Here is a 17,094-nt window from a genome sequence, read left to right on the forward strand (position 1 = left end):
CTACTCCGCCGCCAGTGCCCCACGCTGGAAGCGCTCCCGAAGCATTGCAAGCCGCTGCGCGCGTACGACCGCAGGGGGCGGCGCCGCCGCTTCAATCGCAGGGTACTCGTCGTACGTTCGCTTTCCAAGCTCCCTGCCGGCGCGTGACTTTTGGACCCCTCCCCACTGCTTGAAGAAGAACGGGACGCCCGCCTCCCTGCACTGGTCGCGGAGCGAGATCACCCAGCGCTCCTCCATGGGACGAGCCCTTGGACCGCTCTCACCGCCCACGATCACCCAGTCGATGCCCTCCAGATCGATCCGGCCCAGGTCTTCGAGCAGCGGCTCGATGGAGAGGAAGCGTACCTCGGCTGGAGTCCGGCGGAGCTCGTCGATTCTCGGGAGGCCGTAAGCCCGGTCTTCCACGCTCACCCCAAGCCAGATATGCTTGCGGCGAACGATCTCGGGCGGCATCTGCGACGTGAGTGCGCGGAGGCGTGCCGCACGCTTGGTGAGCATCTGGTAAATGTGCCAATCAGCGGAGGCCATGACCTCAAAGACCTGGCGGACATACTCATCTGGGACTCCGACCTGGAAGAGGTCGCTCATGGAGTTGACGAAGATCCTGCGCGAGCGACTCCATCGGAACGGCTCGAAGAGTTTGTCGGGCACCAGCAGTAGATCGAAGCCCTGCTCGTACGGATGACCGGGCACGCCCCGGAAGCGTTCCGCAAAGATCTCCGCGTAGCAGTGCTTGCAGCCGGGGCTGACCTTCGTGCAGCCACGAAGGGGGTTCCAGGTCGCGTCCGTCCACTCGATCGCGCTGCCGTCGCTCATGACTTGCACAGGTGTACAGTAGAGGCCTGGGCGCGGCAAGCGGGGGGGAACTGACAGGGGTCGTGCGCCCCATGCGTCAGGCCCCCCAACTCTCGAGGCGCGAGGCGCACCTCGGCGTCCGCGGCTTCCCCGGACGTACAGGAGTCGACGACAGAGATGACGGAAACGGACGCGACGGTGAGCGGACGTGGCCACAGATGCGAGCCGGCTGCATCACGGTCGTCCGGCGATGGCCACCCGAGCACGCGTGGTCGAGCGCCGTTGGCGAGGCTCGCCTCGGCGGCGCTACTCGACGGCGGCGGCCGGCTCCGCGGGCGCGGCCTTTCGCTTGGCGCCGCCCTGGCGGAACGTGCCGAGGAAGTCGAGCAGGAGCTTCCAGCGCCCTGGCAGATCCCGGTCGTCCTCCTTCAGGGCGTTGACCCGCCGGGCGAGCTTCTCGAGCATCTTCATCGCGCGATCGTCGACCTGGAGCCGCTGCTCGAACAGGCTCCGGTAGACGGCGTGCGCGACGGCCTCGCGCGCGGCGGAGGTACTTCTGCTCGGCCTGCGCCTCGAGCAGCGCCTCGGGGGTGACGTCGGGCAGGTTGAGCGCGCCCGCGTCCTCCTCGAGCAGCGCCGCCACGTCGTCCAGGATGCCGGCATAGCCCGGCAGCGCCTTGCGCAGCCGCGCGCTCTGCTCGGGCTTGAGCGGGGGCGAGGGCGTGACGCCCAGCATCTCGGCGACCTCGCGGGTGCTCGGGGGCCTGGGCGGCTTGGCGCCGCTCGGCTTCTTGGTGCTCTCCGCGCTCTTCTTCGTCGTCGTTCGGGGGGCCATGGAGTCCTCCTGGCAGGTTCAAGGTTGATGCTGGCTCCGCCAGCGCGGAATGATGGGCAGGCCATCATTCCATGCTGAAAGGTCGAGCATCGAGGCCCGGGCGTTCAACCCCGGAGCATGATTCTGGCACGTCGGATAAGGCCCGCGGGTGGCCGTGGCGAGCCGTCGCGCCCGGCCCGGCCTCATCGCTGTTCCCTGCTGGCTCGCAACGCCACGACGTTCACTCTGCTCGCGGGATGCCGAAGAACCGATGGCCTTGATGCGTCTCGCCTTCCGCAATGGCTTCTGCCGTCCAGTAGTGTTCGCTCTCGTCATCCATGGCAATCCCACCAAACTGACGAAGCATGGCGATCGCGAACTCCGTGACCTCGCGCTCCGCCGAGCAGTGACGGGACACGTCCACGCAGACGCATCTGGGGCGCTCTCCCCCGAAACGATCGCGCAGCGCCTGCGCGACATCGGCCTCCAGCTCGTCGTAGAGCTCGTCCGCGAGCTCTACATAGAGGACCTTCCTGGCCACGCCAGGGTAGAACCACTGCCTGGCGCCTGCCGCGCGCTCTGCCGCCGAGTCGAGCCATGAGACCATCGCGTCGTCCGGCGCGCGAACGAATAGATAGAAAGATCTCATCCTCGTAGCAAAGCACCTTCTCGGGATCCTCGTACTGCCCCGGGAACCGGAGGGCCGTCGAGGTCCTCGCCTCCGGCGCCGCCTCCGTCCGCCCCCACGCGTCGCGCCGGAGCTCGCAGGCTACCTCGCCGCGCTCGTAGACGAGCCGCTCGGGCGTGCCGATCGGGTCGTTCACGGAGTGGAACCACCGGCCGTCGTCGCGGTGCGCGACCGGCGCGGACCCGTCGTAGCGATATGCCATATCCACCGTGACGTTCTCCGGCCGCGGCCCGACCCACGCCGGCTCGCCCGGCCGCACACGCACCTCGCGAGACGGACCCACTGCGCGCCGCCGCTCGAGGCGGCCCATCCGGTCATAAGCGCTCTCGATGCGCCCGCCGCCCGGCAGCGCCCGCGCGACCTCCCGCCCGTGCACGTCGCTCGCGTGGTCGACGACCACACGCCCGTCGAGCACCGTCCGCCGCCGCGCGCCGCACGGCCCCCGCTCGACCGCCTCGCTGTGCCCGAGCGACGTCTCGCGCAGGACGCGCTCGCCCTCCCGGTCATACGCGCTCTCGACCCGGTGCTCCACGCCGTCGACGATCTGGATCTCCCGCACCACGCGTCCAGCCGCGTCGCGGTCGAGCCGGATCTCGCCCCCCGGCCACGTCACGCCGATCAGCGCGCCCAGCTCGTCGTACTCGAGGCACTCGGCCGAGCCGTCCCAGTACTCCCGGCGGATGATCCTGCCGGCCAGGTCGTACCCGAGGCGCACCCGGTCCAGCTCGTCCTGCGATCGCCGGATCAGGTCGCCCGCTGGGTCGTGGTTGCAGTGGATCGTCCGCCAGTCGAAGGTCACCTCCTCGAGCACCTTGCCGCTGCCGTCGCGCCGGAGCGTGTGGACCTCGCCGTTCTCGTTGCGCACCTCGATCAGCTCGCCCTCGGGGTTGTAGCCGAGCCGCACCTCGTGGCCGTTCGCGTCGCGACGCGCGCAGAGCTTGTGGTAGCCGCCCCACACGAGCGACGTGACGCCGCCGTTCGCATCGACGATCTGCGTCACGTGCTGCTCGCCGTCGTACGCGTAGCGCGTCGTCGCGCCGGTCGGGTCGATCACCGCGGCGAGATCGCCCCGCGCCGACCACCGGTATCGCGTCTCCGCGCCGAAGGGGTCGATCTCGGCGGCGCGCCGGCCGAGCCGGTCGTGCCGGAAGCGCCACGTCGCGCCGCTCGCCAGCGTCACCTCGGCGCAGTTGCCGTGCGCGTCGTACGAGAACGCCGTGCGCTCGCCATCGGGCGAGATCTCCTCGACGACGAGCCCCCGCGCGTCGTAACGTCGCGACGTCGCCGCGCCTGTGGGGTCGACGTAAAGCGTGACGTTTCCGCGCGCGTCCCGCTCGAACCGGTGCATCCCACCCGCCGCATCGACGATCTCGACCGGCAGGTCGTTCGCGTCGCGCTCGATCCTCGTGACGTACCTGAGCGGATCGACGTACCGGACGACGCTGCCGCGCGCGTTGCGCTCGAACAGCTCGAGCCCTTGGCGCTCGTTGCGCCGCGAGGTCATCCAGCCGTCCTCGCGGTAGGTCGCCGCCACCACGGCGCCGCCGATCACCTGCTTGTCCAGCGTGCCGTGCTCGTTGCCGTGGAAGCGCCTCGACTGGCTGAAGTCGATGACCTCGGTGAAGCCGATGTCCCAGTAATTGACTTTGCAGTGGTGGAGCCCCTTCCACCGCGTCTCCTGATCGTAAAGGTACTTCGACCGCTCGCCGGCCAGGCTCGGATCCGCCTGGACACCGTAGTCGCCCCACGCCTCGACGCCGCGATGGTGGCTATCATAGACGAAGTGCCATGTCAGCCCGTCGCGGTCGGCGTCCTCGACGAGCAGGTGACCTTCTTCATAAGCATACCGCCAGGCGTGGCCGTCCGCGTCGGTCGCCGCCACGAGGTCGCCGCGTCGATCGCAGGTGAACGTGCCGAGCGCGAGCCACTCACCGCGCTCCTGATCGAGCTGCACCTCGATCGTGAGGACCCGCTGCTCGCCCGCGCTCCTGTCGCGGAGCCGTAGCCGCCGCCCTGGCCCCCGGCGCCGCCGCCCCCACCGGGGCCGCCGCTGCCGCCGCCCCCGCCGCCTCCTCCGAGGATGAAGACGCCGGGGTTCATGCCGGGGATCGCGGGGATGTTCGGCGCGGGCGCGGTGCGGGCCATGGAGGCGGGAGTAGCTGCGCCACCAGAGCGCTTCAATCGGCTTTTGCGTCAGGGGGGCGAACGAACCTGGGGGTGGTCCGTGGCAGAACGTTCACGTCCGGGATCGCGTCGTCGATGATCACGATCGCGACCACGGCCAGGTTGGTGACCGATCTCAGGGCGCGCGCCGCCTTGGCTTGTCCACAAATCCGTCCGCGGAGGCCGGCGCCGCCCGGTACGACTGTCCAGGCGCGACCCGACCGATGCCCTGTCGTACGCATTCGCAGCCGTGTACCCACATGTCCGACGGATCAGCCAATTGATCTTGCGCTCCATCAGGCAGTCCCGCTCATGCCCCCTCCGTGTCAACATCTCTTGCTGTGATCATGAATCTTCAGCAGACCAGAAGATGCCGAGCTTGGCGGGCGATATGGCGAGCACGCCCGCCTCGCGGTCGGTGAAGAAGAGGCTGTATTGGAATCGATCGAAATTGAATTTTCGAGAAGAGCTCTGCGGTGGCTCTCCGTTCGTAAGAAATGTGGTTTGGTCATCGAATCGTTCGAGCCAAGCGGCGGCCAGGCTGGCTGCCGTCTCGTGAGGCATTTGTCGGTCGGACATAATGATATCAAATTCCGCGGTGCCTATGCAGATCCTCTCGGCCTCGTCGCGATGAATTCGCGAGAAATAGCGAATCTGATCCGTTTGAAGCCTCAGGAATCCGATGTACTCGCGAGCCGCTGCCAGCGCGTCGAGGCCGCCCTCCTGGGTCTCATGGTTGTGTGCCAGGATGTGTATGGTTTGCGCGCGTCTTGGATGGACTTGTGCCAAGAGGCTGGCTTTAGCAGCCTCGAGCCCTGTGTCTATCGTATAAAGTGTGGTTGTCATGGCCGTGTTCCTATCTTGGATAGGATGTTTGTATGTGGATTCGATCTCCAGGGCCGGGGAGCCGATACACCCTCACGAAGGTCGAGCTCGTCGCTTGATCGCGTGGCCCGGTACCACCTGGGGAGGCGATGCGCGCTCGCGCCTGAACCGGCGCACTGATATTCACCGCGGGGAGACCCGGATCGACGTCCAATCTTGCCAGTTCCGCCTGTCCTTGAGGCGAATTGATGGCTTCGAATGTGGTGCGCGTCTGCTGCGCGCAGGTGCGGTAACTTGTTCGACGCGCGCTGTCCGCGTTCGAGCGAGCCTGAAGGGCGAGGTCGCCGATGTGGCCGTGTAGGCGCTGCGCATGGCCAGGAGGCACACCCGGAATAGGACTTCGCCCTTCACTTTCGGCGAGAATTCTCCTCACCTCAGCACGAGAGTAGCGTCGTGCAAAAACGAGGCCGAGCGGATCCGCCCAGTTGATCGGGTTTGCAGCATAAGAGAACGCATTGGGCCCGCCGTTTAGCCCGATGGGATCTCCGCTGATGAACCTCCCCGCGTCGGGGTCGTAGTACCTGAACCTGTTGTAGCAAAGCCCCGTCTCCGCATCCTCGTACTGCCCCGGGAACCGGAGGGCCGTCGAGGTCCTCGCCTCCGGCGCCGCCTCTGTCCGCCCCCACGCGTCGCGCCGGAGCTCGCAGGCCACCTCGCCGCGCTCGTCGACGAGCCGCTCGGGCGTGCCGATCGGGTCGTTCACGTAGTGGAACCACCGGCCGTCGTCGCGGTGCGCGACCGGCGCGAACCCGTCGTCCTCGAAGCAGTAGGTCCTGACCTCCACCGCCGGGTCCTCCTCGGTACGCGCCCGACGGGAGATCTCGTGGACGAGCACGTCGCCGTCCCACACGAACCGCGTCACCGACTGCGGCCTGAAGGCCTGTAGGGAGCTCGCCGGCGCCTTGCCCACCCGCTTCTCGACCCGCCGGCCGAACGGATCGTACCGGAACTCGATCCGCTCGCCCTCCGGCGTGGTGACGCTCTCCAGGAGCCCCGCGTGGTTCCACGTGTACTTCGAGGCGAGCCGCGCACCGCTCGCCGGATCCTCCACCCACTTCTCCGCGAGCCGCCCCTCGGTGTCCCACCGGTAGAGCGTGTTCCCCTTGCGGACGAGCTGGTTGCCGCGCCCGTACTCCCTCGACGCCGCACCCGGGCCGGCCTCGTGGCTGTTCCCCGCTGGGTCATAGCGGAACACCTCGGCACGGGCCTGCTCCGGCACCCGGGCGAGGAGCTGGCCGACAGGGTCATATTGATACGAGGTCCATCCGCGCCGCTGATCCCACGAGGCGCTCAGCTCGCCCGCAGGGTCATAGCGATATGCCATATCCACCGTGACGTTCTCCGGCCGCGGCCCGACCCACGCCGGCTCGCCCGGCCGCACACGCACCTCGCGAGACGGACCCACTGCGCGCCGCCGCTCGAGGCGGCCCATCCGGTCATAAGCGCTCTCGATGCGCCCGCCGCCCGGCAGCGCCCGCGCGACCTCCCGCCCGTGCACGTCGCTCGCGTGGTCGACGACCACACGCCCGTCGAGCACCGTCCGCCGCCGCGCGCCGCACGGCCCCCGCTCGACCGCCTCGCTGTGCCCGAGCGACGTCTCGCGCAGGACGCGCTCGCCCTCCCGGTCATACGCGCTCTCGACCCGGTGCTCCACGCCGTCGACGATCTGGATCTCCCGCACCACGCGTCCAGCCGCGTCGCGGTCGAGCCGGATCTCGCCCCCCGGCCACGTCACGCCGATCAGCGCGCCCAGCTCGTCGTACTCGAGGCACTCGGCCGAGCCGTCCCAGTACTCCCGGCGGATGATCCTGCCGGCCAGGTCGTACCCGAGGCGCACCCGGTCCAGCTCGCCCTGCGATCGCCGGATCAGGTCGCCCGCTGCGTCGTGGTTGTAGCGGATCGTCCGCCAGTCGAAGGTCACCTCCTCGAGCACCTTGCCGCTGCCGTCGCGCCGCAGCGTGTGGACCTCACCCTGCTCGTTGCGCACCTCGATCAGCTCGCCCTCGGGGTTGTAGCCGAGCCGCACCTCGTGGCCATTCGCGTCCCGGCGCAGGCAGAGCTTGTGGTACCCACCCCACACGAGCGACGTGACGCCGCCGTTCGCGTCGACGATCTCGGTCACGTGCTGCTCGCCGTCGCAGGCGTAGCGCGTGGTCGCGCCGGTCGGGTCGATCACCGCGACGAGGTCGCCCCGCGCCGACCACCGGTACCGCGTCTCCGCCCCGAAGGGGTCGATCTCGGCGACGCGCCGGCCGAGCCGGTCGTGCCGGAAGCGCCACGTCGCGCCGCTCGCCAGCGTCACCTCGGCGCAGTTGCCGTGCGCGTCACAGGAGAACGCCGTGCGCTCGCCGTTCGGCGAGATCTCCTCGACGACGAGACCCCGCGCGTCGTAGCGGCGGCAGGTCGCCGCGCCCGTGGGGTCGACGTACAGCGTGACGTTCCCCCGCGCGTCGCGCTCGAACCGGTGGACGCCGCCGCTCGCGTCCACGATCTCGACCGGCAGGTCGCTCGCGTCGCGCTCGATCCTCGTGACGTGCCCGACCGGATCGACGTACCGGACGACGCTCCCGCGCTCATTGCGTTCGAATACCTCGGTACCACCGCGCTCGTTGCGCCGCGAGGTCATCCAGCCGTCCTCGCGGTAGGTCGCCGCCACCACGGCGCCGCCGATCACCTGCTTGTCCAGCGTGCCGTGCTCGTTGCCGTGGAAGCGCCTCGACTGGCTGAAGTCGATGACCTCGGTGAAGCCGATGTCCCAGTAATTGACTTTGCAGTGGTGGAGCCCCTTCCACCGCGTCTCCTGATCGTAAAGGTACTTCGACCGCTCGCCGGCCAGGCACGGATCCGCCTGGGCACCGTAGTCGCCCCACGCCTCGACGCCGCGATGGTGGCTATCATAGACGAAGTGCCATGTCAGCCCGTCGCGGTCGGCGTCCTCGACGAGCAGGTGACCTTCTTCATAAGCATACCGCCAGGCGTGGCCGTCCGCGTCGGTCGCCGCCACGAGGTCGCCGCGTCGATCGCAGGTGAACGTGCCGAGCGCGAGCCACTCACCGCGCTCCTGGTCGAGCTGCACCTCGATCGTGATGACCCGCTGCTCGCCCGCGCTCCTGTCGCGGAGCCGTAGGCGCCGCCCCGCGCTGTCGGTCACCTCGACAAGCCGGCCGTCCTTCACGTCGTAGACCAGCGCGAGCCGGTTTCCGTTGCGGTCCTCCACCGCCGTGAGCCGCGCGCGCCGGCCGCCCTCCTGCATGCACGCGAACCGCCGCTTCACCCCGTCGCCGACGTCGAGGAGCCACGCCTCTGCCTCGCGCCGGAGCGAGTAGCCCCATTTGCCGTGTACCTCCTCGCCCTCGCCCGGCTTTGGCAGATCCACGGCGGTGCCCAGCCCGGTCCACACCCTGACGCGGTGGCTCCGCACCTCGAGCTCCCAGCCCAGGCTGTGGCCCCAGCCGTGACCGAGCCCCGCGTCGCGGTCCGCCGACGCCGAGCTGTACGACCGCTCCCAGACGAGCGGCAGCGGTCCCGGCAGCGCGCAGATCGGGATCGCGTGCGTGAACACCCGGCCGGTGACGACATCGATCGGGTGCGAGACTGTGCCGCACTCCGGGTACCTGTTCGGATCCGGCGCGCTCTTGCCCCCGCCGCCCGCACTGCCGCCGCCGCCCGCGCCCCCGGCGCCCTGGCCCCCGGCGCCGCCGCCTCCGCCAGGGCCGCCGCTGCCGCCGCCCCCGCCGCCTCCGCCGAGGATGAAGACGCCGGGGTTCATGCCGGGGATCGCGGGGATGTTCGGCGCGGGCGCGGTGCGGGCCATGAAGCTGCAGATAGACGCGCCGCTATGGCGCTTCAATCTCGCAAGCTCGCTGCTCAGATCTCCGCGGCGCAGGATGAAAGCCGGGCGCGCCGCCTGCTATCGCTCGCCCGATGGTGAAGAAGAAGAGGCCGATCGCCACGTGGCGATCCATCCTGCCGGGCAACCTGGACCCGTCGCGCTTCACGCTCGACGAGCTGCGGAGCGCGAAGGCGGCTCACGCCTTCCTCACCGAGAAGATCGAGGGCCCGCCGGGTTTCGCCGAGTACATGCGCGCGTACCGCTTCCTCCTCTTCTTCGGAATCGTGTGCGTCGTGGAGGACAAGTACCCCGCGTTCACCCGCTGCTGGAAGGAGATCGAGGCGCTGTTCACGGGCGACCCGATGTTCGAGGACGGCGTCTTCGCCCAGAGCTGGGTGCTGATGGACTTCCCCTTCGGCCCCGAGCGCCAGACCGCGCTCGATTACTTCGAGGAGTTCCTCGAGGGGACCGAGGTGGGGCCGGGGTTCCAGCGCTTAATCGACGAGGCGCGCAAGAGCCGTCTCGGCCTCTACTATGACGTCGGGCGGACGAAGACCGTCGCGAGCCTCCGCGAGCTGCTCTCGGGGCGGACCCTCTCGGCGGTCCCGTCGACCGATGGCCGTGAGCCGGGCGAGATCCTCCTCATCCGCGCCATCCGCCATGGCGACCAGGTCTTCCTCTGGGGCGACCCGAAGAGCTTTTCCGGGGAGATGAAGGGTCGGATCGAGACCATGGTGCGCGACAAGCTCTTCTACTTCAGCGAGGAGCCCACGCCCGAGGCCCAGTTCGAGGCGTTCATGAAGCGCGCCGGTCCCTACTGGATGTCGTGCGTCACGAAGAACGACGCGATCCCCATCCTCGATCCGGACCACTACCGGACGTACCTGGCCGATCGCGCATAGTTCGCTGCAAAGCCATCTCACCAGAACCGGCGGAAGGCGTGCGTCAGCACATCAGGGCGAAATCCCTCGCTCGGCGAGCCAGGTGAACGTCCGTTCGTAGCTCTACTGCGGGAAGTTGCCCCCGATCAGCAGAAAAACCGCCAAGCCGCCAAGGACGCCAAGGGGAGAGGGGAAAGCTGGCCGTCCGGGCATTCCCCCCTGTTCCCCGGCTTTCTTGGCGTCTTATGGCGTCTTGGCGGTTCGCTTCCCCGGCCGACTTCCCGCAGTAGAGGTAGAACAGGGGCGCCCCCGTGCTCACGTTGATCGAGTGGCCGCTATCTGGAACGATGTAAGCGGCGTCCTGCGCGGCCGGGGCCGCGGCGCAGTCGCCGCCGGCAGCGCCGCATGCGATCGCGTCGTAACGGCCGAGCACCTAGAGCACCGCATGTTCTCCTCGCGTTCCTCGCGCGCGCGCAGGTCGCCGCCGCGCCCCCGCGGCTCAGGCCCGCTTCCGCCTGTCCGGGCGCAGCACGCCGAGGAGGATCACATCGACGACGTGAGCGAGCTGGTCCTCGTTCACGGTCGTGCGATCCGCGAGCATCCGGTGCCTGAGATAGGCCGCGAGCAGCTCGCACGGCAGCAGCGGATCCGCGCTCGGCGCGAGCTCGCCGCGCGCGACCGCGGCCTCGATGATGGCCCGGATCCCTGCCTCCTGGACCGCGCGCAGCGAGCGGGCGATGGTCATGAGCTCCGAGTCGGGCCCCTCCGACAGGAACACGTGGAAGAGGCTCTGCCCCACCGGCGACGTCTGGATCTCGATGATCGCGCGCCCGAGCGCGACGAGGTCCCCGCGGAGCGAGCCCGTGTTCGGCGGGATGATCTTCTCGTCCGTGACCGACAGGAGCGCGGCCCGCACCAGATCCTCCTTCGTCGGCCAGCGCCGGTAGACGGTGGTCTTGTTGACCCCCGCGCGCGTCGCCACGTCCTCGATCCGGAGCGCGCGATACCCCGCGCTGGCGAGCTCCTCCAGCGTGGCGGCGAGGATGCCCCGCACGACAGGCTCGCCTCGCACGAGCGCGCGCGTCTTCGCGGAGCCTCGCTTCGCCGTGCGCTTCGCCGTCGTCGCCTGCATCGGCCGCCATTGAAGTTCCGCCGCGCGGCACACGCCAGCCCAATTTCACGGCGTGTTCACGGCGTGGCCGGCTATCGCACCCTTTCGTTGCGATGATCGCAACCAACGGTTGCGGTCGGCTCCGGCCGTGTTATACCCATCGCAACTGTCGGTTGCGATCGCCTGGGCGCCGGCGCGCCCGAGCGGTGGGGTCGGAGGCTGGGCGACGGGAGAACGAGCGGACGGCGCAGCGCACCGGCGCGTGCGCCGCACGCGCGTGGCGCCGTGCTCCGCCGAGGGCCGTGCTCCGCCCGGATCAGGCGCTCCGCGACCGACGCTGCCCCGAGGGACCCTTGAGCCACACCACGACGACAGGCCGCGCCCAGAGCCTCCTCCTTCTCCTCGCGCTCGCCGCCGCAGCGGCGGGCTGCGAGACCAGGGCCAGCGCCTCCACCGCCGCCGAGACGAACGGGCCGAAGGTCCGCGTCGAGACCGCGGAGGTGCGCGAGCAGCCCATGCCGCGCAGCATCGCGCTCACCGGCACGCTGCGCGGGGATCGGGAGACCGATCTCGCCGCCAACGCGGTCGGCCGCGTGGTGGAGACGTTCGTCGAGCGCGGCGCCGAGGTGAAGAAGGGCGACCTGCTCGCGCGCCTCGACGTCCGCGCCGCCGCGCTCTCCGCCGCGGAGGCGCAGGCGAACGCCGCGCTGACACGCGCCCAGGAAGAGACGGCGAAGCGCGAGTGCGAGCGCTACGGGGCGCTGCTCGAGAGCGGCGCGATCTCGCGGGTCGAGCACGACCGGATCGCCGACCAGTGCCGGAGCGCCCCGCTCTCGGTCGCGGCCGCCTCCGCCCGCGCCCGCGCCGCCGCGCAGAGCGTCGGCGACGGCCAGATCCGCGCGCCGTTCGACGGGGTGGTCGCCGAGCGCTTCGTCGACGTCGGCGAGTACGTCCGCCAGGACTCCCGGGTCGTCGCGCTCGTCTCGAAGGGCGCGCCGCGCCTCCGGTTCACCGTGCCGGAGGCGAGCCTCGCGGCCGTCAAGACCGGCGGCGCGCTGACCTTCACCGTGCCGGCGTACCCGGGGCGCTCGTTCGCGGGCACGGTGCGCTGGATCGGCGCCGCGGTCCGCGAGGCCACGCGCGATCTCGTCGCCGAGGCCGAGGTGCAGGACCCCGACGGCGCGCTGCGGGCGGGCATGTTCGCGTCCGTCGCGCTCGCCACGGCCGAGGCGCCGAGCCCTGTGGTGCCGAGGTCCGCCATCGTCCCGCGGGACGGGCGCGCGCACCTGTTCGCCGTCGTCGACCACCGGATCGAGGAGCGCGTCGTGCAGACCGGCGTGGAGAGGGCCGACGCCGTGGCCGTCCTCCGCGGCGTCCGCGCAGGGGAAGCGATCGTCATCAACCCGTCCGAGGCGCTCCAGAACGGCCAAGCCGTGGAGTGAGGTCGTCATGCAGTGGCTCGCCCGCGTCTGCGTCAAGAGGCCCGTCTTCGCGTCGGTCCTCATGCTCGTCATCGTGGTCCTCGGCGTCGCCGGCTACACCCGGCTCGGCCTCGACCAGTTCCCCAACATCGACGTCCCGTACGTCGTCGTCACGACGCGCCTCGACGGCGCGGCGCCCGAGGAGGTCGAGGCCGAGATCTCCGACCGGATCGAGGGCGCTGTGAACACCATCAGCGGCATCGAGGACCTCCGCTCGACGTCGACCCAGGGCGTGAGCCAGGTCGTCGTCGGCTTCGAGCTGGAGAAGAACGCCGACGTCGCGGCCCAGGAGGTGCGCGACAAGATAAGCGTCGTCCTGCCCAGCCTGCCCAAGGGCATCGATCCGCCGATCGTGAGCAGGATCGACCTCGGCGCGGCCCCGGTGATGCTCGTCTCCGTGTCGTCCGATCAGCCGATCCGCGAGCTCAGCGAGATCGTCGACAAGCGGGTGCGCCGGCAGATCGAGAGCATCTCCGGCGTCGGCCAGGTCAGCCTGATCGGCGCGCAGAGCCGGCAGATCAACGTCTGGCTCGACGCGATCGCCCTGCGGGCGCAGGGGATCACCGCGGCCGAGGTGCAGCGGGCGATCGCGGCGCAGAACCTGATGACGCCGGGCGGCAGCGTCGAGACCGGCCCCGAGGATCTCACGCTCCGCGTGATGGGGCGGGTCGAGTCGCCCGAGGCCCTCGGCCGTATCGTCCTCCGGGAGCAGGACGGCCACGCCGTGCGCCTCTCGGACGTCGCCCGCGTCGAGGACGGCCGCGCCGAGGAGAAGACGTGGGCCCAGCTCGACGAGCGGCGCACCGTCCTGCTGTCGGTGGTCAAGCAGTCGGGCCAGAACACCGTCGCCGTCGTCGACGCCGTGAAGGCGCGCCTCGACGAGGTGCAGCGCTCGCTGCCCGAGGGGACGAAGATCGAGGTCGTGCGCGACGGCTCGCGCGTGATCCGCACGGGCATCGCCGCCGTGAAGGAGCACCTCGTCCTCGGCGCCCTCCTCGCCGCGGTGGTGGTGCTCCTCTTCCTCGGCAACGCCCGCAGCACGCTCATCGCGGCGCTCGCGATCCCGATCTCGGTCGTCGGGACGTTCGCGGTGATGTGGATCGCCGGCTTCACGCTGAATTTCCTCACGCTGCTCGCGCTCGCGCTCGCCGTGGGCATCGTCATCGACGACGCGATCGTCGTGCTCGAGAACATCGTCCGCTACATCGACGAGAAGGGCATGAAGCCGTTCCCGGCCGCCGTGCTCGCGACGAAGGAGATCGGCCTCGCGGTGCTCGCGACCACGCTGTCGCTCATGGCGGTCTTCATCCCGGTCGCGTTCATGCCCGGGATCGTGGGGCGCTTCTTGAAGAGCTTCGGCCTCACGATGGCGTTCGCGATCGGGGTCTCGCTGATCGTCAGCTTCTCCCTCACGCCCTCGCTCGCCGCGCGGTGGCTCTCAGGGCACGCGCGCGGTGTGCGTGACGGACGTGACGGCGCGCCCGCGAAGCCGTCGGTCCTCGAGCGCGCCGTCGACGTCTTCTACCGGCCGATCGAGCGCGCCTACATGGCCGCGCTCTCGTGGGTGATGAAGCGCCGCTGGGTGATCGTCGTCGCCTCGGCGGTCGCGCTCGGCTCGTGCGCGCCCATCGCGAAGAGGCTGCCCGCCGGCTTCCTCCCCGAGGACGACCAGGCGCAGTTCGAGATCAACATGCGCGCGCCCGAGGGGACGAGCCTCACCTCGACCCGCCTCATCGCCGAGCGGATCGCCGGCGACGTGCGCCGGCTCCCGGGCGTCACCCGGACGCTCCTGACCGTGGGGGAGGGCGATCAGCAGGCCGCGAACGTCGCCAAGGTCTACGTGATGCTCGTCGACCCGGAGCAGCGCGCGCTCGGCCAGCTCGCCATCATGCAGCGGGTGCGCGAGGAGATCCTCGCGAAGCTGCCGAAGGAGCTGCGCGTCACGGCCGGCGAGGTGCAGGCGATCTCGTCCGGCGGCCAGTCCTCGGCGAGGATCCAGGTCGCGATCCAGGGGCCGGATCTCGACCGGCTGGGCGAGTACGCGGCGCGCATCACCGAGGAACTGCGGAAGGTCCCCGGCGCCGTGGACGTCGACAACAGCCTCGTCGTGGGCAAGCCCGAGCTCCGCGCGACCATCGACCGCGACCGCGCCGCGGATCTCGGCGTGCAGGTGGCCGACGTGGCCGGCGCGCTCCAGCTCTTCGTCGGCGGGCTCAAGGCGTCGACGTACTCGGAGGCGGGCGAGCAGTACGACGTCCGCGCGCGCGCCGACGCGAAGCACCGCGCTGACGCCGAGAGCCTCGCGTTCCTCACGGTGCCCTCGTCCAAGCACGGCGCCGTCCCGCTCCAGAGCGTCGTCACGATGGAGCCCGACAGCGGCCCCTCGTCGATCGGCCGCCTCGGCCGGCGCCGGCAGATCACGATCAGCGCGAACGCCGCCCCCGGCGTCGGCGACACGGCGGTGCAGGCGGCGCTCGACAGGATCATCGCCGAGCAGCGGATGCCGGCGGGCTACTCCGCGCAGCCCGTGGGCAGCTCCAAGAACACGGCCCGCACGGCGGCGAGCTTCGTCGTCGTCATCGGGCTCGCGTTCGTGTTCATGTACCTCATCCTCGCGGCGCAGTTCGAGTCGTGGCTCCACCCGATCACGATCCTGCTCTCGCTGCCGCTCACGGTGCCCTTCGCGCTGCTCTCGCTCAAGCTCTTCGGCCAGTCGCTGAACCTCTTCTCGGGGCTCGGGCTGCTCGTCCTCTTCGGCGTTGTGAAGAAGAACGCGATCCTCCAGATCGATCACACGAACCACCTGCGCGCGGAGGGGATGCCGCGGCTCCAGGCGATCCTGCAGGCGAACAAGGACCGGCTCCGCCCGATCCTCATGACGACGATCGCCTTCGTGGCCGGCATGATCCCGCTCGTGCTCTCGCACGGGGTCGGCTCGGGCCAGAACCGGACGACGGGGGCCATCGTGCTCGGCGGCCAGTCGCTCTCCCTGGTCCTCACGCTGCTCGCCGTGCCGGTGGCCTACTCGCTCTTCGACGACGCGGCCGAGTGGATCCGCCGCCGCCGGCGCAGGGCGGCAGAGGACAAGGGCGAGGCCGAGCTGGACGCGCTGCTCGGTGGGCCGGAAGCGAGCGCGCCCGCGGGCGGAGAGTAATGGAGTTGGAGCGTAGGGGCGTAGGAGCGCAGGGGAGCCGCGCGGCCGGGGCCTTCACGGCCGGGCGCGCGGCGCGCGATGCGCCGCCTCAGAGGATGGGATCGATGCGGTAGACCCGGCTCGTCAGCGTGTCGACGAGGTAGAGCTTGCCGTCCGGCCCGAAGGTGATCCCCGCGAGCGAGCCCGCGGGCAGGCCCGTGTCCAGGGTGCGGACCACCTGACCCGCCGTGTCGAAGGCGTAGATCCGGCTCGTCGCGTGATCCGTGACGTAAACGAGGCCCTCGTGGACCTCGAGGCCGCTCGGGGCCTCGAGCGTCCCCGGGGGGACGAACTCGATGAGCGTGGCGCCGTCCATGTGCCTGCGCACCTTGACCGGCTCTTGCCCGTCGAAGCTCGCGCCGGGCACGCCGCTCGTCGGATCCAGCTTGAGCAGCCGCTTGTGGCCGGTGTCGGCCACGTAGAGGCGCTCTTCCCTGGCGCTGTAGAAGATATGGCTCGACGTGGCGTCGACCCCGAGCACCTCGCCGGCGGCATAGCGGTAGATCTCCCCGTCGGAGTGGTCGTCGTGGCCGGGGCCGTGATCGTGGGCGAAGTCGTACCGGTCGAGCGCCTTGTCGTAGTCGTTGAAGACCCAGTAGACGTTGGCCTGCTCGTGCGCGATCCCCTTGCAGAAGGGGCTCGAGTGGAGCATGTCGAGGTGCGACCCGAGGCCGTCCGGCGTCTCCGTGGCGAAGATCGAGAGATCCGACGAGAAGAGCGACGGGCCCATGAAGTAGTTGCCGCCGTTGTCGTTGTCGCCGCAGACCCCGAACGTGCCTGGGTGTCCGAAGGCGATCGCGGGCGGCTTGTCCATGAAGTGCGCCGCGGCGGGGTCGCGGAGGCGGACCCACGAGCCGTCCGGCGCGCCGGGCTTCGTGATGATGATCACGCTGTCATCCTTGCGGTTGACGACCCAGAGCTCCTCGGGCCGCTCCGGGTTGAAGGCGAGGTCGGTCGGCTCGCGCTGCCGGTTCGGCTCGAAGACGGACACGAGCGCGACCGAGGAAGGACTGCCATCCTTCACGCCGATCGGAGATCCCGGCGGCAGCTCGACGCACTCGCCGCGCGCCTGGTCGCACAGCGGCGTCTCGGGCGTGGCGGCGCACTCCGGCGATGCACTGCAGCGCGGCGCGGTCGGGGCCTCGTCGCCCGCCCCCGAGCAGGCCGGCAGGAGCGCCACGCTGGACACGAAGAGCACCCTCTGAAGCGTCATTCAAGCCTCCCGGTGAAGAGGAGGACATTCTGACCCGA

Annotated in this window: 11 protein-coding genes; 4 read left to right on the top strand and 7 right to left on the bottom strand. The window is 70.1% G+C overall.

Annotated features, from left to right (window positions below; all coding sequences use genetic code 11):
- Together WMF19_RS46485 and WMF19_RS46490 are read right to left on the bottom strand one after the other, a co-directional pair.
- Positions 1-816, bottom strand: coding sequence for a DUF5131 family protein (locus WMF19_RS46485; protein WP_437742513.1), 816 nt, complete (start codon positions 814-816; stop codon positions 1-3).
- Positions 817-1,101: 285 nt separating this feature from the next.
- Positions 1,102-1,266: a hypothetical protein gene (locus WMF19_RS46490; protein WP_437896221.1), complete on the bottom strand. Its 165-nt coding sequence runs from the start codon at positions 1,264-1,266 to the stop codon at positions 1,102-1,104.
- Positions 1,267-1,517: 251 nt separating this feature from the next.
- Between WMF19_RS46490 and WMF19_RS46495 the strand changes: the two genes are divergently transcribed.
- Positions 1,518-1,658, top strand: coding sequence for a hypothetical protein (locus WMF19_RS46495; RefSeq protein WP_437896222.1), 141 nt, complete (start codon positions 1,518-1,520; stop codon positions 1,656-1,658).
- A 283-nt stretch (positions 1,659-1,941) separates the two neighbouring features.
- Here the strand turns inward: WMF19_RS46495 and WMF19_RS46500 are convergent, their stop codons facing one another.
- From WMF19_RS46500 to WMF19_RS46510, 3 genes are all read right to left on the bottom strand, one after another.
- Positions 1,942-4,251, bottom strand: a complete 2,310-nt coding sequence (locus WMF19_RS46500) for a hypothetical protein (protein WP_437896223.1) — start codon at positions 4,249-4,251, stop codon at positions 1,942-1,944.
- Between the two features lie 554 nt (positions 4,252-4,805).
- Positions 4,806-5,306, bottom strand: a complete 501-nt coding sequence (locus WMF19_RS46505; protein ID WP_437896224.1) for a hypothetical protein — start codon at positions 5,304-5,306, stop codon at positions 4,806-4,808.
- A 10-nt stretch (positions 5,307-5,316) separates the two neighbouring features.
- Entirely contained in the window at positions 5,317-9,159 is a 3,843-nt protein-coding gene (locus WMF19_RS46510) for an RHS repeat-associated core domain-containing protein (RefSeq protein WP_437896225.1), read from the bottom strand.
- Between the two features lie 110 nt (positions 9,160-9,269).
- Here WMF19_RS46510 and WMF19_RS46515 point away from each other — a divergent pair, with 110 nt between their 5' ends.
- Entirely contained in the window at positions 9,270-10,079 is an 810-nt protein-coding gene (locus tag WMF19_RS46515) for a hypothetical protein (RefSeq protein ID WP_437896226.1), read from the top strand.
- Positions 10,080-10,557: 478 nt separating this feature from the next.
- Here the strand turns inward: WMF19_RS46515 and WMF19_RS46520 are convergent, their stop codons facing one another.
- Complete coding sequence (locus tag WMF19_RS46520) at positions 10,558-11,190, bottom strand: TetR/AcrR family transcriptional regulator (protein WP_437896227.1); 633 nt, start codon at positions 11,188-11,190, stop codon at positions 10,558-10,560.
- 332 nt (positions 11,191-11,522) lie between these two features.
- Between WMF19_RS46520 and WMF19_RS46525 the strand changes: the two genes are divergently transcribed.
- Both WMF19_RS46525 and WMF19_RS46530 read left to right on the top strand, forming a co-directional pair.
- A complete protein-coding gene (locus WMF19_RS46525) occupies positions 11,523-12,611 on the top strand; it encodes an efflux RND transporter periplasmic adaptor subunit (protein ID WP_437896228.1) in 1,089 nt (362 codons plus the stop codon).
- 7 nt (positions 12,612-12,618) lie between these two features.
- A complete protein-coding gene (locus WMF19_RS46530) occupies positions 12,619-15,804 on the top strand; it encodes an efflux RND transporter permease subunit (RefSeq protein ID WP_437896229.1) in 3,186 nt (1,061 codons plus the stop codon).
- 88 nt (positions 15,805-15,892) lie between these two features.
- Here WMF19_RS46530 and WMF19_RS46535 read toward each other — a convergent pair whose 3' ends face one another.
- Positions 15,893-17,056 (bottom strand): hypothetical protein, encoded by a 1,164-nt coding sequence (locus WMF19_RS46535; protein WP_437896230.1) that lies wholly within the window; start codon positions 17,054-17,056, stop codon positions 15,893-15,895.
- Positions 17,057-17,094: the final 38 nt, after the last annotated feature.

Source organism: Sorangium sp. So ce124 (genome assembly GCF_051525235.1).
GTDB classification, from domain to species: domain Bacteria; phylum Myxococcota_A; class Polyangia; order Polyangiales; family Polyangiaceae; genus Sorangium; species Sorangium atrum.

Coding starts and splice junctions, on each gene's coding strand:
- WMF19_RS46505 (WP_437896224.1), bottom strand. CDS start 5,306: ATGACAACCACACTTTATACGATAGACACAGGGCTCGAGGCTGCTAAA.
- WMF19_RS46520 (WP_437896227.1), bottom strand. CDS start 11,190: ATGCAGGCGACGACGGCGAAGCGCACGGCGAAGCGAGGCTCCGCGAAG.
- WMF19_RS46485 (WP_437742513.1), bottom strand. CDS start 816: ATGAGCGACGGCAGCGCGATCGAGTGGACGGACGCGACCTGGAACCCC.
- WMF19_RS46535 (WP_437896230.1), bottom strand. CDS start 17,056: ATGACGCTTCAGAGGGTGCTCTTCGTGTCCAGCGTGGCGCTCCTGCCG.
- WMF19_RS46515 (WP_437896226.1), top strand. CDS start 9,270: ATGGTGAAGAAGAAGAGGCCGATCGCCACGTGGCGATCCATCCTGCCG.
- WMF19_RS46530 (WP_437896229.1), top strand. CDS start 12,619: ATGCAGTGGCTCGCCCGCGTCTGCGTCAAGAGGCCCGTCTTCGCGTCG.
- WMF19_RS46490 (WP_437896221.1), bottom strand. CDS start 1,266: ATGAAGATGCTCGAGAAGCTCGCCCGGCGGGTCAACGCCCTGAAGGAG.
- WMF19_RS46510 (WP_437896225.1), bottom strand. CDS start 9,159: ATGGCCCGCACCGCGCCCGCGCCGAACATCCCCGCGATCCCCGGCATG.